General features: G+C 30.3%; 21 protein-coding genes. 4 read left to right on the top strand and 17 right to left on the bottom strand.

Annotation, left to right across the window (positions count from 1 at the left end; genetic code table 11):
• Positions 1-2: 2 nt before the first annotated feature.
• The 12 genes from JL193_RS13375 to JL193_RS13320 form a co-directional block, all read right to left on the bottom strand.
• Positions 3-998: a PD-(D/E)XK motif protein gene (locus JL193_RS13375; RefSeq protein WP_207971275.1), complete on the bottom strand. Its 996-nt coding sequence runs from the start codon at positions 996-998 to the stop codon at positions 3-5.
• Positions 991-3,762 carry a Z1 domain-containing protein gene (locus JL193_RS13370; RefSeq protein ID WP_207971274.1) on the bottom strand — a complete coding sequence of 924 codons (2,772 nt, stop codon included), beginning with the start codon at positions 3,760-3,762 and terminating at the stop codon, positions 991-993. Before JL193_RS13370 ends, JL193_RS13375 begins: the two co-directional genes overlap by 8 nt.
• Positions 3,755-5,236 (bottom strand): ATP-binding protein, encoded by a 1,482-nt coding sequence (locus JL193_RS13365; protein ID WP_207971273.1) that lies wholly within the window; start codon positions 5,234-5,236, stop codon positions 3,755-3,757. Before JL193_RS13365 ends, JL193_RS13370 begins: the two co-directional genes overlap by 8 nt.
• The gene (locus tag JL193_RS13360; RefSeq protein ID WP_207971272.1) at positions 5,229-6,008 is read right to left on the bottom strand and encodes a protein NO VEIN domain-containing protein; all 780 of its coding nucleotides are present in this window, start codon (positions 6,006-6,008) and stop codon (positions 5,229-5,231) included. The genes JL193_RS13365 and JL193_RS13360 overlap by 8 nt, the downstream gene beginning before the upstream one ends.
• The gene (locus JL193_RS13355; RefSeq protein ID WP_207971271.1) at positions 5,998-7,257 is read right to left on the bottom strand and encodes a DNA cytosine methyltransferase; all 1,260 of its coding nucleotides are present in this window, start codon (positions 7,255-7,257) and stop codon (positions 5,998-6,000) included. The genes JL193_RS13360 and JL193_RS13355 overlap by 11 nt, the downstream gene beginning before the upstream one ends.
• A gap of 253 nt (positions 7,258-7,510) precedes the next feature.
• On the bottom strand, positions 7,511-8,110 hold the full coding sequence (locus tag JL193_RS13350; RefSeq protein WP_207971270.1) for a hypothetical protein: 600 nt from the start codon (positions 8,108-8,110) through the stop codon (positions 7,511-7,513).
• A gap of 34 nt (positions 8,111-8,144) precedes the next feature.
• On the bottom strand, positions 8,145-9,416 hold the full coding sequence (locus JL193_RS13345; RefSeq protein WP_207971269.1) for a DEAD/DEAH box helicase family protein: 1,272 nt from the start codon (positions 9,414-9,416) through the stop codon (positions 8,145-8,147).
• Positions 9,417-9,456: 40 nt separating this feature from the next.
• Entirely contained in the window at positions 9,457-9,750 is a 294-nt protein-coding gene (locus tag JL193_RS13340; RefSeq protein WP_207971268.1) for a helix-turn-helix domain-containing protein, read from the bottom strand.
• Positions 9,751-9,833: 83 nt separating this feature from the next.
• Positions 9,834-10,688, bottom strand: a complete 855-nt coding sequence (locus tag JL193_RS13335; RefSeq protein WP_207971267.1) for a hypothetical protein — start codon at positions 10,686-10,688, stop codon at positions 9,834-9,836.
• A gap of 115 nt (positions 10,689-10,803) precedes the next feature.
• Positions 10,804-11,679 (bottom strand): tyrosine-type recombinase/integrase, encoded by an 876-nt coding sequence (locus tag JL193_RS13330; RefSeq protein ID WP_496559628.1) that lies wholly within the window; start codon positions 11,677-11,679, stop codon positions 10,804-10,806.
• 199 nt (positions 11,680-11,878) lie between these two features.
• Positions 11,879-12,103, bottom strand: a complete 225-nt coding sequence (locus JL193_RS13325) for a hypothetical protein (RefSeq protein WP_207971265.1) — start codon at positions 12,101-12,103, stop codon at positions 11,879-11,881.
• Between the two features lie 243 nt (positions 12,104-12,346).
• Positions 12,347-13,225 (bottom strand): LysR family transcriptional regulator, encoded by an 879-nt coding sequence (locus JL193_RS13320; RefSeq protein WP_207971264.1) that lies wholly within the window; start codon positions 13,223-13,225, stop codon positions 12,347-12,349.
• A 79-nt stretch (positions 13,226-13,304) separates the two neighbouring features.
• On the opposite strand from JL193_RS13320, the gene hutH reads away from it, so the two are divergent.
• Genes hutH through hutG form a run of 4 tightly spaced genes read left to right on the top strand, consistent with a single transcriptional unit; the run spans position 13,305 to position 19,012 of the window.
• Positions 13,305-14,798 (top strand): histidine ammonia-lyase, encoded by a 1,494-nt coding sequence (gene hutH, locus JL193_RS13315; protein ID WP_207973478.1) that lies wholly within the window; start codon positions 13,305-13,307, stop codon positions 14,796-14,798.
• 7 nt (positions 14,799-14,805) lie between these two features.
• On the top strand, positions 14,806-16,803 hold the full coding sequence (gene hutU, locus JL193_RS13310; RefSeq protein WP_207971263.1) for a urocanate hydratase: 1,998 nt from the start codon (positions 14,806-14,808) through the stop codon (positions 16,801-16,803).
• A complete protein-coding gene (gene hutI, locus JL193_RS13305) occupies positions 16,803-18,044 on the top strand; it encodes an imidazolonepropionase (RefSeq protein ID WP_207971262.1) in 1,242 nt (413 codons plus the stop codon). The genes hutU and hutI overlap by 1 nt, the downstream gene beginning before the upstream one ends.
• Positions 18,045-18,046: 2 nt before the next feature.
• Complete coding sequence (gene hutG, locus JL193_RS13300) at positions 18,047-19,012, top strand: formimidoylglutamase (protein ID WP_207971261.1); 966 nt, start codon at positions 18,047-18,049, stop codon at positions 19,010-19,012.
• Between the two features lie 172 nt (positions 19,013-19,184).
• On the opposite strand, the gene JL193_RS13295 is transcribed toward hutG, so the two are convergent.
• From JL193_RS13295 to JL193_RS13275, 5 genes are all read right to left on the bottom strand, one after another.
• Positions 19,185-20,054 (bottom strand): pseudouridine synthase, encoded by an 870-nt coding sequence (locus JL193_RS13295; RefSeq protein WP_207971260.1) that lies wholly within the window; start codon positions 20,052-20,054, stop codon positions 19,185-19,187.
• 148 nt (positions 20,055-20,202) lie between these two features.
• Positions 20,203-21,120, bottom strand: coding sequence for a geranylgeranylglycerol-phosphate geranylgeranyltransferase (locus JL193_RS13290; protein WP_207971259.1), 918 nt, complete (start codon positions 21,118-21,120; stop codon positions 20,203-20,205).
• A 7-nt stretch (positions 21,121-21,127) separates the two neighbouring features.
• Complete coding sequence (locus tag JL193_RS13285) at positions 21,128-22,054, bottom strand: mevalonate kinase family protein (RefSeq protein ID WP_207971258.1); 927 nt, start codon at positions 22,052-22,054, stop codon at positions 21,128-21,130.
• A 58-nt stretch (positions 22,055-22,112) separates the two neighbouring features.
• Positions 22,113-22,517, bottom strand: a complete 405-nt coding sequence (locus JL193_RS13280) for a toxin-antitoxin system YwqK family antitoxin (protein WP_207971257.1) — start codon at positions 22,515-22,517, stop codon at positions 22,113-22,115.
• Between the two features lie 21 nt (positions 22,518-22,538).
• The gene (locus JL193_RS13275; protein WP_207971256.1) at positions 22,539-23,639 is read right to left on the bottom strand and encodes a diphosphomevalonate decarboxylase; all 1,101 of its coding nucleotides are present in this window, start codon (positions 23,637-23,639) and stop codon (positions 22,539-22,541) included.
• Positions 23,640-23,841 lie beyond the last annotated feature (202 nt).

Below are 23,841 nucleotides of genomic sequence, written 5' to 3'. Positions count from 1 at the left end.
AATTATAAAATTTCATTCAATAATAACGGACTATTGATTCTCCATTCTTCAGATTCCGATAGTACTATAGAGTATTTTACGTCACCAACGCCATTTGGTATTTGACTTTCAGTTAATCGCGGGAAATTACCTGAAACACGATATATATTTTCTTGTCTTATTGTATACCCTATTTCTTCATATAAAGGTTTATGATTAGAATAATAACCATATTCTAATAATTTTAGATTGAATAAATTAAATGCTATTGTACTATCTTCTAATAAGTTTAATACGTTAGTAATAATTGCATTTAAACTTTCGCCATTACCAACCCTAGTATCTAATGAAAGATGATAAAGGAAAATCTTATCGATTATTGAATCATCTAATTGTCTTTCACTATTTATATGTATTTTCTGATGGTTGTTACCATGAGTAGTTTTTACCTCAACAGCCCAATTTGAATATTGAAAATCTTGAATTGATTTCGTAGGACCTAACCATGATTTAATACAATCATTTTTATTTGTTGAATTTGTTAAAAAAAATCGCAGAAAAAAAGCTTCACCATAAAGCCCTCTTTGAGCCTCATCTGACAAACCTTGTTTACCTATTTTTTCAAATAGAGATTGCCATTTTTCTAGACGTTCTAATAATTTTTCTATTAAAACCTCATCATTAGAAACCTTGGATACACCAAAAATTAAGTCTTCGCAGAGTGTTGAAAATATGTCTTTATGTTGTTTATTTAGTAAGAGTATTAATAGAAATTTTTTAGTTTTATCCCTATCATCTGGAATCATTTCAATTTTAATATCTTTTAATTTATTCCATTGATTTTCTTCAAAAGGAAGAGAGTTTTTAATTCTAAAAGCAATACTTCTAAGTCTTTCAGGTGCTTTAACAGCTATAAAAACATCTGGTTTAATTTCAGCAGCATATCTTTTGTATAATAAGCCAGAATAAACTGATGTATCACTTTCTAAATTACTCCATATTTTTTCAATTTTAGTCATCTTCATAGTCTTCAAAATCTTCTTCTACAACATCAAATTTGTCTAACAGCTCTTCATTTACCGCATAAGATACAGGAGCATTAAAATTACTTTTAGGGAAACTTATCGCATAACCCACAAAAGGATTTGTTCCTAATGGTAGCGGATATTTGACAAGGCTTTCTTCTGGATCCAGCAAATAAATGAGAAGTAAAGGTTTTTTAGGATCTCTTAATTCATTTCTGACCACTTGACCATTAGGGTATGAGGCTAGACCTGGTTTTTTTCTACGCAGATTTGTAAGTTCCATTGCCTGTAATTTTTCAATATCAGTGAAATCAATAAACTCATCTGAAGGACTAATGATGTGGGATTTTCTCAGATAATAATAATGTTCGTTTGAATTTTTATCATCTTCTGTTCTTCTCCATTGACCTACTGGAACCTCTGTATTTCCAATTTGAAAAAGTGAATTATTAACTACTTTTGGCTTAGACATTAAAGCTACTCTCCATTTAGTTAGCTCACCATTTCTTAATTGAGCATTTATGAAATGAATTAATTTACGAGGTTCAGCTTTTTTGAGATTTTCAACAGATTGAATCCCTTCAAAGAAATTTAAAATTTGTGCAGCTGGTATATCATACCATACATAGCCATTTGGTTTTATAGTAGAACCATTGGGTAAACTAGAGATAAAATTTTGTGCTGTTTTGAAATTACCATTTATGATAGGAATATCCTTTTTAAATTCATAAGACTCAACTAATCTTCCTGCCCATGAAATTTGCACAGTGATTGCAGAACGCATTTTATTTGTTGCCGAAATTTGTAGAACTCCTGGATGAGTTCTAACCCTTAAAGCATATTGTTCTGGAGTAGAACCGGCGACATCTGACATGTAGTCAAATTCTTCACGAAGTTCCTCAGATGCTTGTGTTATATGACAAAACCATTCATTTAATTCACGGCTGGTAAATAAACGACATAAATCTACATAGCCCCCTCTATAACCAAACCAACGACCCATTTGCATTAATGTATCATACATTTTAGAAGCACGCAAATAGTAACTAACAGTAAGACCTTCTAAAGTTAAACCTCTTGATAATTTGTTACCCCCTACAGCTATTACTGAAAGACCGTTTTTATGATCAAAATAATCTAGAGCTTCACCTGAACCACCATGAATTGACTTTACCTCAATTTTTGAAGCAGCATCATTTAGGTGTATTAAAACATCAGACCATTGATGTACTTGAATTTGTGAGTCTAAATTTCTTAAATCAGAATCTAGAATTTGTTGAGATACTGACACGTAAGATTTGTAGTCTAAATTGTCTTCAAGGAATGTAGATTTTAATTCGTTAATTATTCCTCTATCATTTTGATCAATACCTCTTCTGTAATAAATGAATTGATTACTAACAAGTTCTGTGATATGGTCTTGCCAGCGTACAAACCTAGAAACATGAACCAACATTGAATTATGAACTGTTGTTTGACCTCTTAATCTACGAATGGCACATGTGAGAATAAAGCAACGAATTGCTTTTTTTAACGATTCTGGCAATGCAGAGGGTAATTGATCTGCCATTTTATGCCTATCAGGAACAAAATTGGCGTAATCTCTTATTCTTGTTACTATAGGTAAAACTGTATCAGAAGTTTGATTTTCTACCAATGGACTAAACCCAAATATTTTCTCTGGACCTACGTAGTTTGAAGGAGCTGGTATATTTTTTATAAAGTTTCTAGGAAATAGATTTTGATCATTTAAAGGTATAAAGATATTAGCAAATGGAGTGGCTGTGTAGCCTACATAAGCATTTTTACCAAAAAGATCTAGTATTTGGGTAATCCAACCATTTATAGAACTTTGTCTAGTTGGATCATTAGAAATATTGATTGATGCGTTATCAGCCTCGTCATCTATTAATAAAAGGGATTTACTCCTTATAATTCTTCCTAAAACTGTATCATCTGCTTGTGCAGAAAGCCATTGATAAATCCTTCTTAATACATGAGGATTTTTCTTAATTACAGCAATAATTGGTTCATTCGTATCGAAGTTTAAACCTAAGGCATTTGCTGCTCCTTGCGTAAAATCACCTTTTTCAAGACTTGAAGTTAAAGAATGTGCTACATTAGATTTACCATAACTAGGTTTCCCTACACCAATTTTAATACTTTGTTGATTAAATGCTCTTGTATGTTGTGTATCAAAACCAAGAAAACTTTCATCTATTCTTATTTGAGTTTGACTTCTAAGGTTGTTATGAATACCTGCCATTACAATGATTAAACCAAAACCTGCGTCTGCCCCTTTGCAAATTAATCCTGTGTAATTTGCTGTTTTACCTGATTGAACTTGCCCAACAACCAAACCTTTTTTGTTTACTTTAATTTTTAACGTTGGGTCAAACAAGTTGTCTAATATACTATCTGTTAAAAGATCTAGTTTGTTAACTACTTCAGGAGCAAACCCTTTATCTTCCTCTAGATATTGTCTATAGTTGCCCCAAAAACCGTTTGTAAAATCAATGGAAGCTCTTTTATCACTTAACCAAGGTTCATTTTCTTCTTCTTTAACAATTGAACGCCATTCATCTTGTCTAATAGTAAATAATTCATCTACCTTTCTAATGAGCATTTCTCGTGAATCTGCAATTGGTAAATTCATTTTCAAAAAAACATCTACAGCATTTTCAACTTCTTCCATAGTTACAGAAGATTTACCATTTAAGAGTTGTCGAATTATTTTAATTGGGTCTATATTAATCATGCTTTAAAAATTCTATATATTCTGGGTAAAAGTTAAATGGCTCCATATTCAACAATCTTGCTTTCGCTTTTTCTACGGAAGAACCTGTAAGTAAATAAGAAGAAAAAAGTTTTTGCATTGTATTTTTTATGGCATTGTGGTCAATTCCTTCAAAAGGTTGTCCATGTGGCTTTTCATTTTCACTTTCTTGAAGTGTAATTAAGGGAACAGGTATGGTTTCTTCAATAAACTGAATAACTTTTTCTATTTCCTTTTTCATATCACCAGACTTAGAAAACAATTCATTAAGAAGAGGGTGACTTCTATTTATTTTATAAAAACGCTTTCCATGTCTTGCTCTTTCTTCCCAAAACGGAAAATATTCATCAGTAACTAATTTTCGCTTTAAGACTTTACCCTTATGGCGATATACCTCTACAGCTTGATTTCTAACTTCTTTAGCTATTGCCAAAATCTGCTTACGAAACATTGAAGGAGGTCTTGCAATAGATTTTTTTATATCAATTTGCCAGTCATCATCAAAATTATTAGGCAAATCTATTTGAACTCTACAGAGATCGTAATGAACTTCTCTTTTAAAAAGGTCTAGCCAATCACCAGCAACTAGTAGTCGTTTATTTCTATATACATAAAACCCTTGATGTGCTGTCCAACTATCTTTTGGGCCTTTGCCGTATTGATATTGTTCTGGAGAAAGTTTTGATCTATGTGGTAATACAAATCCTTTAATTCTGATTTTACCGCCCTCTAATCTTGTTTCCGGTTTTGTTTGAATACCTTCAGTTCCAATCATAAATGGATCCCAAGATTCAATTAATCTATCTCTGAAATAAATTTTTAAACCGGCATCCATAAAACGATGAAAAACCATAGATAAATGTTTTTTAACACTATCCATTACTGCAAGAAACTTACTTTTTGCTTCCTGACTTTCTTCACGAGTATCTTTTGTTAACCTATCTAATTCCCACCATATTACACATGTGCCAGTCTTTAGTGTTTCTATTTTTTGAATCCATTTAGATTCATTAGGTACATAACGAATTAACTTCCAAGATTTTTGTTGATTGACGTAGTCTAAATCCCAACTCCAATAAATATGACTATAACTAGCTGCTTTAGATAAAACTGTAAACTTTCTTGATTGCGAAAATGAAGCAGTCTTTAGCCCTAATCCAAACCTACCTAAATCATCTTCACTTCTAGTATCTAATGGATTTTTACTACCTGGTCTCATTGCTTGAATAAGTTGTTCATTATTCATACCTATACCATCATCCAAAATAGAAAGTGTTGTCTTAGCTCCTTTCCAATCGTAATCTACCCAAATATTTTTTGCACCAGCAGTAATGGAATTATCTATAATATCAGCAATTGCAGTTTCTATTGAATAACCAATGGCACGAAAGGTTTCAATCATTGAACTTGCTTCAGGTTCTGCAGATGTGGATTGTAGGTTGGTGTAGTTAATCATTTATGGTTTGTAATTCTGTTTTAGCAACGCTCCATTGTATTTGAACGGTTTTAACAATGTTTTTTTTGGGATTTAATTTTAAATAAGGGTCATTTATAAAAGTTATGTTAGGTATTTCATTAATGTTTGATACAAGGCAAACTGTATAGCTATTTCTTTCTTTTTTCGCCAATTCCCATTCTTTATTAGTAAAGAGTATACCTCCTTCACTATTTGCAAGTCCCTTTACTTCTACAAAATGTCTTTCTTTATATGATTTAATTTCAAAATCATAACCACAACCTAAATCTCTAGTATCTATTAATTCTCCTGATTTCGGTAAACTATTGATTTTATGGTGTTCTATAAAAAATTGCTCCGCTTTTTTCCCTGTTGGCCCTCTAAGCACAAATGCTTTTAATTTTTGTATAGGAGAATCATCATCTGCAATAGTAAGTAATTGATTAAGTCCATCGGAATCATTATTAATTTTGCCAGATAATATATCTTCAACTATCCCTCTGATTTCAGGCTCTTCTAAATTTTCAAAAGCAAGAGCAACATTAGTTCGACTCGGACTCATTGGTCTTTGATACCAACCTGCACGATGTCCAAATAGAGGATCAAATTCATCTCTCCAATTACGGACAGAATGTTTTTTAACATTCAATTTCTCACTAATATCAATAAAACTAGCATCCCAGTTTTTATAATTAAGTTTTTTAAGAGCTAACTTATCAAACCTAGAAAGATAGTAAGCAATATAGAGTGATAGTCTATGATTATTTTCCATCTAAAATAATTAATATTTTATTAGCAATAGCTTTTGCCATTAAAGGTGGAACTGCATTGCCTATTTGTTTAAAAGCAGCAGTTCTATTAGCACCTTCTTTTTCACCTTCAAAATAATAGTCATCCGGAAAAGACTGCAAACGGGCAGCCTCTCTAACCGTTATAGATCTATTTTGCTTTACATCTGGATGGATGTAATAATGACCGTCTTTAGAAATGTGAGCGACAACTGTTTGTGAGTAAGGTAAATCTGCAGCAACAACTTTAAATCTATCTGTAAAAGAAGTTCTATTTTGATGTGTTTTTAATCTCGCTGGTAAATCATTGTAATTTAAACGTTCTTGCTTTCTAGACCATTTGTTTACTGCTATTTTATAAATCTCTTTGTCTTGATCTCTATGAGGTCTTGCAACATGTTGTGTTAAAATATCAATTCCATTGCGTAATGCGTGAGTTTTTAAATATTCTGTTGTTTCTGATTTGTAATTCAAAAACTTATCATTGCCCCCACCTGATTTTATTACAGGCAAATCTTCTAATAAATCTTGAACAACATAATTATTTTCAATCAATATTTCTTCTAAGTTTGGGACATTGAATTTTATATTTTTTCTCCATCCCAAAATGATTACTCGTTTTCTGTTTTGAAGTACACCAAATTTTTTTGCTTCTAGAGTAAATAACTTTATTTGATACCCTTTTTTATCAAACAGCTTTTCCATTTCTGCAAGATAATGGCCTTTTTTTGCAGATTTAAGACCTAGAACATTTTCAAAAACGAACATTTTAGGCTTGTACTTTTTTAAGTACTCTGCATATTGAACAAACAAGAAGTTTCTTGGGTCTCCTTCCATATTTGTTTTAGAGCGAGACCTTCCTACCAATGAATATGCTTGACAAGGTGGTCCTCCAATAATCAAATCGACTTCTTTTTTGGCTAAATATTTGTCAATTATAGCTTGAATGGTTTGATTGTTTTCATCACTGATAGACAAATTAATTACAGAACTTAAAATATTTTTAGGAATGTTTTTATAAAGTTCTGAGCGAGAAATTTCTCCTTTCAGGTATGAGATATAAATATCATATTTATTTTTAGACTTTAAATAATGATGGGCTGACCTTGTTTTTAGTGTATTACAAGCTGACTTCTCAATTTCTACATGTGCAATTGGCTTAAAACCAGCTTGAATAAATCCTTCAGAGAGGCCACCTGCACCAGCAAATAAGTCTATAAAATTGTATTTCATTAGTTTATTTATTATTACGAAAATTCACTTGTTTATCCCTTGATATTAAGAACTGAACTACTTTTAGTTTAGCTAAAATCGCAATATTTAAAAAAAGGAAATCATAGCAAATGAAATTCATTATTTTAAGAATAAGTGATAACCTAAACGAAAAATAATATTTAAATATTTCAAACATAAAAGTATAAAATATTTTGTGACTAAAATACCTATTTCAACTCAATAAAAAAAACGTTATCCCATAAAGGTATATTCATTGATTTCTTTCTAACAGAATAGTAGTTATACTTTTTAACCATCCTTTTTGTTTATTTGTATTAGGTGGTAAAGGATGGTAATAAGCCCAATTAAAGTTTGGTTTTTGAATACCAATAGGATTTGATACTTTGGTTTTTTCGATTGCTTTTAAAGCTAGACTTTTCAACTTTGTATTTACGCCCCATCCAAAAACAACAGTTACATTTTTTACCCAGAGGCTGCTAAAATCATTTTGACGAGCCTCTTGAAAAATGGAATGTGGTATATTTAAGCTTTCCATTTCTTTAATTTTCGGATAAAAAATATTACTCTTAGCTTCTCTAATATCTGATAGGTTTAAGACTCTAGCATATTCTAAATCACCTTTGAGCATTACTTTCATAATCTGACTTTGTGTATTATCTGGCTTCGCTAAGGTTTCTATATTACTATCATCAATTCCATCTAAAGGTTCTGAACTACCAGGATTCATCATTACTACCATCAGATCTGGTGTTTTTAGTTTTGAATTCTTCTTTTTTATATTTAGAACTTTACGAAATTTGAATTCGCCTATTTTATAGTAGATTCCTGTGATATTAAATTGATCTTTCATAGTATTTATTTTTTAAGGTTTCAATTTATTAAAACTAATCATTCAACCAACTTATTAATAAATTTCTCATTCTATTGCTGGGTATATATAAGTTCATTTTTTCATCATTCCTAATGCATCCTCTCCAGATCCATTGAATTAATTCAGATAAAGCCCAATAGTCTTGATTTATTTTTATACCCTTTTCTTTAAAGAAAGACAAGATAGCTGGATTTAAATATCTATTACCTATGTAAGCCATTGATTTTTTATGTGAAAACTCATTTGTTGCTCTTGCATTTATTGGAATAAAACCTTTTGTATACCCTTTGCCAGCATATTTACTCTTAATTTCTTTAAATGTAGTAAATGCACTATGATTGGATCCTGTGCGAAACTCATACCTAAACACATACGAAATCTTATCTTTTATTTTTTTTCTTTCCTGTTTGGACTTTTTTGTAAGATTATTTTTGCTAAATGCTGTTTTAGAGCGTTTATTTTGATTTCTAGAACCTTCATAGATATTTAAATTATTCTTTATTTTAACCTTTATTGATTTTTCATCAAGTTTAGTTAAAAAGCTATAATTACATCCTTTTAATTTAAAGTAGTATGCCATTAAGCTGCTATCAAACAAATACGTTAATATTTCTACTTGCTTACAGGCATTCATTATTTCGATAGGGAAGTGTGAAATAAAAGTATTGTTATTAAGATAGACATTGTCTTGTCTGCAAAAATTTAGTACTTCTTTAAATGAGTTGTCTTTGTATTGCCTGTCTGTTACATTAATTTTATTAGTTCTAACATCTTTAGATATTAATTGTTCATTGAATAAAATTTCTATATCTCTTGCACCGAATTCAAATAAGGTAATTGGATTTATTGCTTCATCGATAATTAGTATATAGTCTTTAAATAAACTTGCATCACCAACACTCAAAGAGCCAAATAAAGAATGTGTTGTTGCGATGTTTTTATTTTGACTTAATAAATCTATATAAGAATCTCGTTTATTTTTATAGCTATACTTTTTAGTTCCAGAACTATAAACGTTTAAGATGTCGAACTCATGTTTAGAAACGGGTGTTTCAATAATAGAATCAAGTTTATCTTGAACTCTGTTAATTTCCTCTAAAAAAGGAGTAACAAAAATAAATTTTTGACCAATTGTTGAATATAGGCGCATACGCTCTATAGCGCTGGTAGTTTTACCAGACCCCATAATAGCGTCATATATCAGAATCTTATTAGGTTCTAATTTACTTTTAATATCTTTAGTTTGTTCTTTTACAGAAAAAGAATGCAATTCGCTGTTTTTCATAATCTTACGATTTAATTCACAACATAAAAAGTGGTATAAGTTATTTTTTATTGTAAATTACTTTTAAAGCTTGGTCTATTTCTTCTCTTTTGTACCTGATAAGATTACCTAATCTATAAGGTTTTAGAACACCTTTTTTGTTCCAGTCAGAAAGAGTAACTAATGATACTTTTAATATGTTAGCAACCTCTTTTCTAGTTAGGTACTCTGGTTGTTTTTTGGGTTGGAAGTTTTCTACTAATATTTTTAACTCAGTTCTAACACCTTTTAAAATGGAGTTATATAATTGATCGGGAGTTGTACTATGTACTTGTGTGATATTGTTTTCTTGCATGATAATTGTTTTAATTACAATGCAAATAGATTAAATAAAAGAAAGTTTTGAGTTGAAAAGGAGGCTGTTAGGGGGCTAAAAAATTAGTTTTCTTTTTCTTTTTTTACTTGATTTGGTTTTTTATATGGGAATTCTAAAATTAATAATCTTTTAGATTTTGTAATATCTTTGTTTCCTTTTGCTGTTAAGACTTCATAAACAGAGTCAGAATTTAAAGGTTTTATTGAATTAGAGTAGGTGAAATTAGCACAAAGCCATTCTTTAATTTCTGAATAATTAGAGTCCAATTTATCATTATATTTTAATCTTCTAAACAACTCTGCTAATTGGCTTTGGTTCTTTAAAAAGCATAATTTATTTTCAAACGATTTTCCTTTTAGAACATTGTATAGTTGTTGATGTTGTTCTTCAATGAAATATAGTTTCAAACTATTATAAACGATATCAATAACATGTGTTTTAAGGTTGATTTCTTTGTTAATTTTTTTCTCAAGAATTGATATTTTTTCATTTAGTAGCTGATTTTGAAGTTTTAATAGCTTCAATTCTGTAAGAGGGTATTTTTCAATATCATAGGTGTTCTGTATAATTTTTAAATTTTTAAACACATTATTCATTACCCAATTATCGTGCTCAATTTTTGAAATACTATGAAATTTGGCAAGTAAGAGTTCATTTTCAAACCTAGTCAGTAATTTGTTTATTTTAAATAAAGCATCCTCAATAAAATTAATAAATGAAATTGATTTTTGATGTTTTATTTTGTGAAACAAAGAGAAATAAACATAGTAATTTTGTAATTCTGGAGGTATTGAAAAATAATCAATTATTAGATTAAATTTAGCATCTGTTTTAATTGTGTTGATGTGATCAAAAACATCAATTTCTAACTGAGAAAAATTTTCGTTAGAAAAACTTTGTTGATTTTTATTAGCCATAGAATTTTTTAATTAATTGTTATTTACCTAAAATCTTATTTTTATTGCAATATAACCCTGGTTGAATTAAATACTAAAGCTTCTTACTTTTTTGGTTTTTAAAAATAATATAAAATTAAACATTAAAGAAACCACTTTTTACAATATGAGCAGCTCTCTCTTGGTCTTTGATACGGATATATTTATAAAATTCTTTCTCTGTTGTATGCCCAGAAAATAGCATGATATCAAAAACACTCATACCTGCTTTGTATTTATTCGTGCAAAAACTTCTTCTTGCTGTGTGGCTTTTAATTAAGTCATATTTTGGTATCATTTCTGAATATTCTATTCCGCCTTTTGTGTACTCACATTTTACTAAGGTGTACCATTCAAGCATCTGCCCCACTTGCTTTATATAATCGTTTAAAATTGCTTCTGCAATCCTTCTTGGTGGTTTTCCATTGTGTCTTTTATCCATAATTTCTTGCATTTCTTTTGTGATAGGACAATTGACAATTCTATGAAATTTTTTATTCTTTTTCTGTTTGATTTCAAAATATCTGTAGCCATCTATTTCAATAATATCATTCTCTGATAAACCATTGTAATCGCTAATTCTCTGACCTGTATAACATCCCATTAGAAAAATATCCCTTGCCAATTCTACCTCTGGATATTTAGATAAATCTTTTTCAAACATTTCTTTTATCTCTGCATCAGTTAAATAGATTTCTGTGGTAATTTCTTTTAATACTTCAAAATCGTTGCTTTTAAACTTTTGGTTATTTGTATAGCCTTCTGCTAATGCATAGTTTAAAAAGGTTTTTAAGTTCTTTATATGCTTACCTATAGTGTTTAAAGCATATTTTTTACTTTCCATAAACGTATTGAACTCATTATAAAAATTCATATTTATATAATCGAACATCAATTTTTTATTGAAGTGCTTTTCATAGCCTTCTAACCTCTTTTTGGTTTGTTTGTAAGACCTAGCTGTAATGATAGAAATACTACCTTCTTTTGCTCTATATATTTATCTATTACATCAAAAAAAGAGAGGTTTGTATCGATTTCTTGATTAGGAATAATCTTACCAGTAAATACATCTAATTTGTATTTTAAAAGTTCATTAGAAACGTTTTTAGAGTCATTTATTAGATTAGAATACTCTTTGTTTAAATGATTTTCTAAATCGCTTAAATCTTCATTTATTCTTTGTCTTCAATACCTACCTTATTCTTAATTCGTTGTTTTTTGAAATCCCAGTCATTAAAACAAGCTTTGTAACCTGTAGAGTATTTAAATCGATTTTTACCGTAACTAAAAAACAAGAAAATTATACTTTGTAAGTTCTTATTTTCTTCTAACTTTTTTTTTGATACTTTAAAAGCAAACCGAATTGTACCTTTTGTTCTTTCAACCTCTTTATTCATAGTGTTTTATTTTTAATAAAGATACGAAAAAAGGATGTTAATTAGGGTGCTAATAAGACTTTTTTGATATAAAATAGCAAATAATTTACCTACCTATAAAAAAGAACAAAACCCTTATATTTAAAGGGTTTTAACAAGTTTTATTATAATTTATAATATATTGATAAAGTAAACAAAAGTACTGGAGGTACCACTTAAAACCCGAACTTTTGTTCGGGTTTTTTTGTGTCTTTTTTTTAAAAATTATAGAAGCCTGAGAAAATCATTTAAAATTAAATTTCCATTCTTTTTATTCCAAATTACAGAAAGTGTTGTTTTTTGCGGAAGCATATCTAGCTCAATAAACTTTATTTTATAGCCTCTTTTTTGGGCTAAAGATTTGGGCACGATTGAAATTCCGAAATTATTTTCTACTAATTTGTAAATAGAATCGGAATGAATCGTGTTGTGAGAAACAATGGGCGTAAAACCACAATCATCAAAAATTTGCATTACTTTTTCGTAATAAGAAGTGCTGTATTTAGAGTTAAAAAGAATAAACGGTGCTTCTTTAAACTGTGCTAAACTTTTAAAATTTTCTTTATTTATTGAATGATTTTCAGGCAAAACCAAACAGAAACACTCTTTTAAAATTGTTTTAATTTCTAATGCTCTTGGTACTCTCTCCAAACGAACAAAACCAACATCTAAAGAAAATGATAATAAATCTTCAATTTGTTTTTGATTATCAAGCTCTTTTAAATCGAATAAAATATTAGGATGTTTTTTTTCAAAATTCAGTAATAAATTCGGAATTACATCTTGCATTGCAGAACCTACATAGCCAATTCTTAATTCTCCTTTTTTTCCTTGATGCAATAATTTAGCATTTGTAAATATGTTAGACAATCCTTTTAATTGCAATGATAATTCTTCCTTTAAATACAAACCTGCCTTGGTTAAACTTACATTTCTATTGTTTCTTTCAAACAAAACCACACCCAGTTCATCTTCTAAATGTTTTATTTGTGTGCTTAATCCTGGTTGCGAAATAAATAATTTTTCAGCCGCTTTTCTAAAGTGTAATTCTTCTGCAACGGCTAAAAAATATTTAATATGTCTTAATTCAATTTGATAACTCATAGTTATTAATTAACTTAATAAATAGTATTATTACTTATCAAAAGTAGCGATAACTTTGTAAAACACAAATTAAATGATAATGATATTTAAATACGGAATAGATTTTCTTACGACAGATAAAGTAATTGCCATTTCTAAAGGAAAATTAAAAGGAATTATAAATGATGAAGCAAAAGAAAGAATCATTTCTTCTAGAAAAAAAGTAGAAATCATTACCAAAAACAACAAAGCTGTTTACGGAATTAATACAGGTTTTGGCCCTTTGTGCGATGTACAGATTTCTGCTGAGGAAACCAACCAGCTTCAAACCAATTTATTAATTACACATGCAGTTGGTGTTGGCGAAAACATCGATAAAAACATCTCTAAAATAATGATGATTTGCAAAGTACACGCTTTATGTCAGGGTTATTCTGGTGTTCGCTTAAAACTAATAGAACGTATTATTTATTTTATTGAAAACGATTTATTGCCAACCGTTCCAAAACAAGGTTCTGTAGGTGCTTCTGGAGATTTAGCACCACTTTCGCATTTATTTTTACCCTTAATTGGTGAAGGCGATTTTTGGATTGATAATAACATTGTTCCCGCAAAAGAAGTCTTAAAAAATCATCATTTAAAACCTTTAAAATTACATGCAAAAGAAGGGTTAGGTTTGATAAACGGAACACAATTTATTTTAGCACACACCATAATAGGACTCAAGAAAATGGAATATTTGTTAGATTTAGCAGATGTTTCTGGCGCAATGAGTATTGAAGGTTATAAAGGCAGTGCATCTCCTTTTAAAGAAGAATTGCATAAAATTCGTCCTTTTAAAGGGAGCTTAAAAGTGGCAGAAAGAATGAGAATGTTGTTTGAAAATTCTCAAAACATTACTTCTCATGAAAATTGCGAACGCGTGCAAGACCCTTATTCGATGCGTTGTATTCCGCAAGTTCATGGTGCAAGCAGAAATGCTTTTTATCATTTGCAAGAACTCGCAGAAATAGAAATGAATTCTGTAACAGACAACCCAATTGTTTTAAGTGAAACTGAAGCAATTTCTGGAGGAAACTTTCACGGACAACCTTTAGCAATGGCGTTAGATTATTGTTCTATTGCAGCATCCGAATTAGGAAATATTGCAGACAGACGTTGTTATTTATTGTTGGAAGGAAAATATGGTTTACCAAGATTACTAACAAAAAGTGGTGGCTTAAATTCTGGTTTTATGATTCCTCAATACACCACTGCTGCATTGGTTACAGAAAATAAATCGTTGTGCTTCCCTCCTTCTGCAGATAGCATTCCAACTTCTTTAGGGCAAGAAGACCATGTTTCTATGGGAAGTATTTCTGGGCGACAATTCAATGAAATTTTAGAAAATGTAGAGAAAATTTTAGCCATTGAATTAATGTATGCTGCACAAGCTTTAGAGTTTAGAAGGCCCAATACCTTTTCTTCAATAATTGAAAAAAATCATGCAATCATTAGAGAAAAAATTGACAAACTAGAAGATGACAGGCTTTTAAAAGACGACATCAATCACATGATTCATTTAGTAAAAACACAAAAATTAATTGTAAAATAGCATTAAGATGACATTTAAAGAACAAATTTTACAAGGAATTCCGACAAAACTTCCAGCTAAAAAAAGCTATCCAAAAGACGCAAATAGAGCGCCCAAAAGAAAAGATATTTTGTCGTTAAAAGAAAAACAATTGGCAATTAAAAATGCGTTGCGTTATTTTCCAAAAGATTGGCACAAAGAATTATCTGTGGAATTTGCGGATGAATTAAAGGAATTGGGAAGAATTTATATGTACAGATTCAAACCCGATTATAAAATGTTTGCGCGAGATATTTCAGAATATCCAGCAAAAACCCAACAAGCAGCAGCAATTATGTTAATGATTCAAAATAACTTGAATCCAGATGTTGCGCAACATCCTGAAGAATTAATTACTTATGGAGGAAATGGCGCCGTTTTTCAAAATTGGGCACAATATCTTTTAGTGATGCAATATTTAGCGGAAATGACAAATGAACAAACTTTGCATTTGTATTCTGGACATCCAATGGGTTTATTTCCATCTTCTAAAAATGCACCAAGAGTAGTGGTTACAAACGGAATGGTAATTCCAAATTACTCGAAATCAAATGATTGGGAAAAAATGAATGCCTTAGGTGTTTCTCAATATGGACAAATGACGGCAGGCTCTTTTATGTATATTGGACCTCAAGGAATTGTGCACGGAACCACCATTACTGTAATGAATGCTTTCAGAAAAATTTTGAAAAAGAATGAAAATCCGAATGGAAAAATATTTTTAACAGCTGGTTTGGGTGGTATGAGTGGTGCACAGCCAAAAGCAGGAAATATTGCTGGTTGTATAACGATTTGTGCGGAAGTTAACCCAAAAGCAGCCATAAAAAGACACGAACAAGGTTGGGTAGATGTTTTAATTGATGATATTGATTTGTTAGTTGAAAGAACTTTAAAAGCACAACAAAATAACGAAGTTGTTTCCATCGCATTTATTGGAAATGTTATTGATGTTTGGGAACGTTTCGACGAAGAAAATATTTTTATTCATATTGGTTCAGACCAAACATCGCTTCACATTCCTTGGACTGGTGGTTATTATCCTGCAGATGTATCTTATGAAGAATCTAATATTTTAATTAAGGAAAATCCAGCACTTTTTAAAGAAAAAGTACAAGCATCTTTACGAAGACATGCAAAATCCATAAACAATCACACCAAAAAAGGAACCTACTTTTTCGATTATGGAAACGCTTTTTTATTGGAAGCTTCCAGAGCTGGAGCAGCTGTAATGGCGGAAAATAATATCGATTTTAAATACCCTTCTTACGTGCAAGATATTTTAGGACCTATGTGTTTCGATTATGGTTTTGGCCCTTTTAGATGGGTTTGTACTTCTGGAAAATCGGAAGATTTAGACAAAACTGATAAAATTGCAGCCAATGTTTTACAAGAAATCATGGAAAATTCTCCTGAGGAAATTCAATTGCAAATGCAAGATAACATTACTTGGATACAAAATGCGAAGGATAATAAAATGGTGGTGGGTTCGCAAGCAAGAATTTTATATGCAGACGCTGAAGGTCGTGTAAAAATAGCCACAGCTTTTAACAATGCCATTAAAAATGGTGAAATTGGCCCAGTAGTTTTAGGAAGAGACCATCATGATGTAAGTGGAACAGATTCTCCTTTTAGAGAAACTTCTAATATTTATGACGGAAGTAAATTCACGGCAGACATGGCAATCCATAATGTTATTGGCGACAGTTTTAGAGGCGCGACTTGGGTTTCCATCCATAATGGTGGTGGCGTTGGCTGGGGAGAAGTAATAAATGGTGGTTTTGGAATGTTGTTAGATGGCACAAACGAAGCTGAAGAAAAACTAAAAAACATGCTTTTTTATGACGTAAATAACGGAATCGCAAGAAGAAGTTGGGCAAGAAACGATGAAGCTATTTTCGCCATTAAAAGAGAAATGGAAAGAACGCCAAATTTAAAAATTACTTTGCCTAACTTAGTAGAAGAAAATCTTTTAAAAGAATTATTTTAATGAACCTCCTTTTTAAAAATATCAAAGAATTAATTCAAGTTAGAGAAAAACATGTCAATTTTCTCTCAGGAACACAAATGCGCATTTTACCAACTATAAAAAACGCTTTTTTATTGGTTGAAAACGGACTGATTTCAGATTTTGGCGACATGAAAGATTGCCCAAAAGTTGATGTAAAAACGGTTGACTCAACAGGAAAAATGATTTTACCTTCTTGGTGCGATTCACATACGCATTTAGTTTTTGCAGGAAATAGAGAAGATGAATTTGTTGATAGAATAAAAGGGCTTTCCTATGAGAAAATTGCCAATAATGGTGGTGGAATTTTAAATTCAGCAAAAAAATTACAACAAACTTCGGAAGAAGGTTTATACAATCAAACTAAAGTTCGTTTGGAAGAAATTATCCAATTAGGAACAGGTGCTGTCGAAATTAAATCGGGTTATGGTTTAACAAAAGACGCTGAATTAAAAATGCTGAGAGTCATTAAAAAACTAAAAGAAAATTACCCGATAGCAATAAAAGCGACTTTTTTAGGCGCACACGCTGTTCCTACAGAATATAAAAACAACAAAAGTGGCTATTTACAAATGCTGATTGGCGATATTCTACCAACTATTCAAAAAGAAAATTTGGCTGACTTTATAGATATTTTTTGTGAAACTGGTTATTTTTCTGTGGAAGACACCCATCAAATTTTAGCAGCTGGTAAAAAGTATGGGCTTACTGGAAAAATTCATGTCAATCAGTTTACAGCGATTGGAGGCGTTCAAGTTGGTGTTGAAAATGAAGCACTTTCTGTAGATCATTTAGAAGAAATGAGAATAGAAGATATTACAGTTTTAAAAAATACCAAAACAATGCCTGTTGCTTTGCCTGCTTGTTCTTATTTTTTGAATATTCCTTATACACCAGCCAGAAAAATGATTGATGCTGGTTTGCCTTTGGCATTGGCAACCGATTACAATCCTGGTTCTTCTCCTTCTGGAAACATGAATTTTGTAGTTGCAACTGCTTGTGTTAAAATGAAAATGACACCAGAAGAAGCCATAAATGCAGCTACAATTAATGGTGCTTATGCTATGAATTATCAAAATGAAGTGGGTTCTATTACCAAAGGGAAATTGGCAAATTTAATATTAACAAAAGAAATAAATTCTTATCATTTTATTCCTTATTCTTTTGGAAATCATCAAATTGAAAAAGTATTTTTAAAAGGAAAAGAAATTTTAAAGTCGTAATTATGAGTTTCTTTAATAATTTAAAAATTGATTATTCTGTTGGAAATCAAAAAGATTGGACTGGTAGAAAAACAGTACTTGAAAATCAATATTGGTATCAAAATATTCAAGTTTCTAATATTGAAAAAGAAAACTTTAATCACAATATACATATTGGATTGGTTGGTTATTCTTGTGAGGAAGGTGTTCGAAGAAATCAAGGTAGAATTGGCGCAAGAAAAGGACCTGCAAGCGTTCGAAATAAATTAGGAAAAATTCCAATTCATTTTAGTGATAAAAATATAGTTGATTTTGGAAACATTATTTGTGTTGATAATCATTTAGAAGATTGCCAAAAAGCACTTTCAAAAAGCATTAGTAAACTAATTTCTAACCACATTTTACCAATTGCCATTGGTGGTGGCCACGATATTGCCTACGCAAATTTTTCAGGAATTAAAGATGCTTTAAAAAATTCTACAAAAAATAAAATCGGAATTATTAATTTTGATGCGCATTTCGATTTAAGAACCGTTGAAGCACAACCAAATTCAGGAACACCTTTCCATCAAATTTTATCGGAATTTAAAAAGGTTTCATATTTTGCAATTGGGATTCAGCAACAATCCAACACCAAAGAATTGTTTGAAATCGCCCATAAAAATAACGTTTCTTATGTGTCTAATTTTGAGTGTGAAACGTTTACTGAAAGTTTAAAAAACAAACTGACTTCTTTTGTCGAAAAAGTAGATTATTTATACATTACTATTGATTTAGATGGTTTTTCATCAGCATATGCAACTGGCGTAAGCGCTCCTTCTCCACTTGGTTTTAGTCCAAATTTTGTTTACAAAACTTTAGCCTTTTTATTCAAAAGTAAAAAAGTAATTTCTTGCGATATTGCAGAGTTAAATCCAGATTTTGACGTAGATAACCATACTGCCAATTTAGCCGCAAAATTGGTGGATTTTATGGTTTTAAACGCGTAAAAAAACCTTTTAGAATATCATTTCTAAAAGGTTTATCAATTTGTAATATTTTAAGTTCTCGGCTTTAGCCTGTCTTGAGCAAAGACGAAAGGCTCGAACAGACATATGTTTCAATTTCGAACTAACCGCAATATAGTTCTCGACTAAGTTCGAAAAGTCAATTATAATATAATTACTTCAACATTTGTAAATTGCTAACTTCTTGGTTCGTTAACTCTCTCCATCTTCCTCTTGGTAAGTTTTTCTTTGTTAATTCCGCAAAAATTACCCGATCTAATTTCTTTACTTTGTAACCAACATGTTCGAAAATTTTACGAACAATTCTGTTTCTACCAGAGTGAATTTCGATTCCAACTTCGCTTTTCGGCTCTCCATCTACATAAGAAATTGCATCGATAAATACTTTTCTTCCTTCGATAATTACGTCTCCTCTAAGTTTTTCTAAATCTTTTAAATCTAATTTTCTATCTAAAGATGCATGGTATAATTTACGAACATTGTGTTTTGGATGGGTTAGCTTTTTTGCCAATTCTCCATCGTTTGTAAACAACAATAAACCTGTTGTATTTCTATCTAAACGCCCAACAGGATAAATTCTTTCTTTAGATGCGTTTGCAACTAATTCCATAACCGTTTTTCTTCCACGATCGTCATCCATTGTGGTTATGTAATTCTTAGGTTTGTTTAAAAGCACATATCTTTTTTGCTCTGGAGTAATGGAGGTTCCATCGAATTTTACAACATCATTTGGTTGTACTTTGTACCCCATTTCTGTGACCAACTTTCCATTTACCTCAACACTTCCATGCTCTATGTACGTATCTGCTTCACGACGTGAGCAAATTCCGGAATTGGCAATGTATTTGTTTAAACGAATTCCTGAAGACTCATTGGATTTTGAGACTTCCTTGATTTTTTTAAACTCTTTTTTCGGAGTTTTCGATTCTTTAGCATCTATGGTCTTTTTTTTTCTTTTGCGACTTAGAGGTGTATTTTTTTTACCTTCTTGTCGTCCTCTCGACGAGTTTTTATTTGATTTCATTATAAAAATTTTTGCAAAGGTAGTTATTTTAGTGAGACTTCATTTTTTAAAATTGCTTTGCAACCCATTTAAACATCAATCTTTTTTTTAATGAAGTCTTATAATTAAATTTGTAAATTGTATTGAAGTAAAACTTAGAGAATAATCGCTAATTCAATCGGTTGATTACTTTTTCTAAAAGCAATGAAGTATCAATAAAAATTAGGCACAAAACACCAATAAATAAAAGTAATTTTAAAGTATTATGAAGAATTCTATATTGATTTTTTGAAACTGATTTCCAAAGATATACACCCACAAAAAGCAGAATAATTAAAGTAAAGTAAAAGTAATACTGCATATAACTTAGGGAAGCGTACTTTAATAAAATAGCAATTGGAAATACCGTTAAAATTAACAATAAAATAGAAAGTTGTTTGGTCTTTTTCTCTCCATAAACTACAGGAAATGTGGCGTAATTATTGACCAATGCTCCTTTTAAATTTTCTAAATCTTTAATTAATTCGCGCACCATAATCACTAAAAATAAAAAGCTTGCGTGCACAAAAATTATTTTCGAAAAGTTTCCAAAATAAACAAATACGGCAAAAAAAGGCAAAACAGTAAGTACAGTTGCAGAAATTACACCAATAAACGGATGTTTTTTTAACTTATGAGAATACAGCCATATCGCAAAAATATACACTGCAAAAAATAATGCTGCTCTCCAAGAAATTAAGGTTCCAAAACCAAAACCCATAAAATTTAGCAAGAAATATAGCCTTAGTTTTGTAGATTGTTTTACATAATTGTCTAAACCTGTTTTTAAAGGTCTGTTAATTTTATCGACCTTTGCGTCGTAAAAATTATTAATAATATAGCCACCAGCAATTACAAAAACACAAGCTAAAACTAGGTATAATAAATGCAAATCGAAAACAACCTCTCTTAGAGATTTTGTTGGCGAAAAAATAAAAATAGCCGCTAAATATTGTGCTAAAACTAAAACTAAAATATTATACCCTCTTACTGCCGAAAATAAACTAAAGAATTTAAGCGTAATTTGTTTTGCTTTTGGGGTGCTCATAAAGCTTTTAGAATCTATAAACTAGTTCTAACTTGTAATTTTTTAAACTTTTTTGAGCTTTTTCGAAATCTTCAGTAAAACCTAAAATATAACCTCCACCACCAGAACCACAAAGTTTTAAATAGTAATCGTTTGTTGCGATTCCGTTTTCCCAAACTTTATGAAAAGCAGTAGGTATCATCGGTTTAAAGTTTTTAAGTACCAATTTAGATAATGATTTTACATTACCAAACAAAGATTTTACGTTTCCGTGTAAAAAATCTTCAATACAAGCATCTGTAGTTGTGGCAAAATCTTCGCTAATCATTTTTCTAAAGCCTTCGTTTTTCATCTTATTCATAAAGATGTTTACCATTGGTTCTGTTTCGCCAATTTGTTCTGAATCTAATAAGAAAACGGCTCCTTTTCCTTCTTTTTGAGATGGAATTCCTGCTGGTTCTATATGTTCTTTAGAATTGATTAAAATAGGTAAGCTTAAGTAACTATTTAAAGGGTCTAAACCAGAACTTTTTCCATGAAAAAAAGATTCCATTAAAGAAAAAATTTGTTTTAATTTTAATAGTTTGTCTCTTGTTAGGTTTTCTAAAACCGTAATTTTATCTGTTGCGTATTTATCGTAAATAGATGCAACTAATGCACCAGAACTTCCTACCCCATAACCTTGTGGAATGGAAGAATCGAAATACATTCCGTTATCGATATCTGTTTTAAATTCCTGTAAATTAAAAGAAACAATATCTGTCTTTAATGCAGCCAAGTATTTATAAAAGCGTTCTAAATTCTCGTTAGAAGTTTTTGCTTTTCCTGTAAGATTTTTAGAAGATTTTAATGCACCTCTGTAGGCGTTAAACGGAATTGCTAAACCTTTAGAATCTTTTATAATTCCATATTCTCCAAACAGAAGAATTTTAGCATAAAATAATGGTCCTTTCATTTTTTCTTTTAAACTAGATGTAGCAAAAGTACAAATTAAAATCTTAACAGTAAATTAGTTAGTTGTTTTTGTAATAAATTTTCCAAACCCCTACTTTTTCGCCTTTTTTATATCGTCCTTTTTCTTTAATTTTTCCGTTTTTATAATACGTTTTCCAAATTCCGTCTTTTAAACCTTCTTCGAATTTTCCAGTTGTTTTTAATTCTCCAGAGTTATAAAATTCAGAATACTTTCCATTTGGCTTACCACTTACGTAGTAAACTTCTTTTACTTTTTTTCCAGAAATATAATAATCTATTACCCATTGTTTCTTACTCTTATCTCTAGAAATAGGCCTGTAATAAACCGCTTTTTCTTTGGTGGTTACATTCCAGTTTGCATCGAACCAAATTTTTTCTTGTGCGGAGAAATCGGTCGTAAAAAAAACAAGTAAAATAAAAAATAAGAGGGGTATAATTCTCATAAACCGATTTTGTAAAATTGATTAAAGTTGTTTTGCTCCAAAACCAACAACGTCATAAATATACTGTTTTTTTTGACAATAATTAGCCAACTCATTCTCAATAAAACAATTAACCGCTTCTTTTTCTGCAAATGGATACAAAACATGCACATTAGCACCAGCATCTAAAGTAAAACAAACATTGCTATTATTTTCTTCGCGATACTTCCAAATTTTGTTGATAATTTTTAGCGTATTGGGTTTCATTAAAATAAAATATGGGTTGCTGGTCATCATCATTGCATGTAACGTTAATGCCTCACTTTCTACCAAATTTACAAAGGCTTTTATATTTCCATTTTGTAGTATTTCTGATAGTTTTCCTAAATTTTCATTTGCTTGCACAAACCTGTTTTCTGCATACGGATGATTTGTCATTAAATTATGCCCAACTGTACTCGAAACCTGCTTTTCTCCTTTATCTACCAACAAAATTGCATCTTGATAGTTTTCGAAAATTGAATGCACTTTGTGTGGAAATTTTATACCAAAGAAATCTGAACTCCCCTTAATTTCTGGATGTTCTCCCCAAACAACCAAAGGACCTTCTACACTTCTACTTGCGCTTCCAGAACCTAAACGCGCTAAAAAAGAAGCTTTTTTATTGATAAATTCTGATTTTAAATTAGGATTTAACTCTTTTTCTAAACTCATTAAACACATGGCAATAGCACTTAAACCACTGGCAGAAGATGCAATTCCACTAGAATGTGGAAAAGAATTTTCTGAATTAATGGTTATCTCGTAATCAAATATATACGGACAATATTGTGCTACTCTTTTAAAAAATTTAGCAATTTTAGGTTTAAATTCTTCCTTTTCTTTGCCTTCAAAAAACAAATTAAAATCTACCAATTTATCAGATTCTAAAACAAGTTCAGAATTTCGCTTGCGCTCAAATTCGATGGTTGTAATTGTATGACAATTGTTTAACGTAAAACTAATAGACGCATTTTTAGGAATTTGCGGATTGCTTTTTCCCCAATATTTTACCAAAGCAATATTACTTGGTGTTTGCCATGTAAAAGTTGCTTTTTCTATTTTTTCTGAAATTATTTCTGGAATAAATTGCGCTGTATTCAAAGTCTAAAATTTGCATCAAAGATAAAACTATTTCTATGAAATTTATGCCAACTTTTTAAGTACATTTTCTTTGCAACACCATTATTAGTTGAAATTACTGTAAAAGAAAATAAGAGTGCATTATTAATTACGAAATGGGTATTTTTGCATTTATGAAAAATAAAGTTTTTTTATTATTAAATGGAGAAAAGCCAAAAGAACT

Source organism: Polaribacter batillariae (assembly GCF_017498485.1).
In the GTDB taxonomy this organism is placed as follows: domain Bacteria; phylum Bacteroidota; class Bacteroidia; order Flavobacteriales; family Flavobacteriaceae; genus Polaribacter; species Polaribacter batillariae.
The sequence above is the reverse complement of the archived record's forward strand: the minus strand, read 5'-3'. Positions and strand labels throughout refer to the sequence as shown.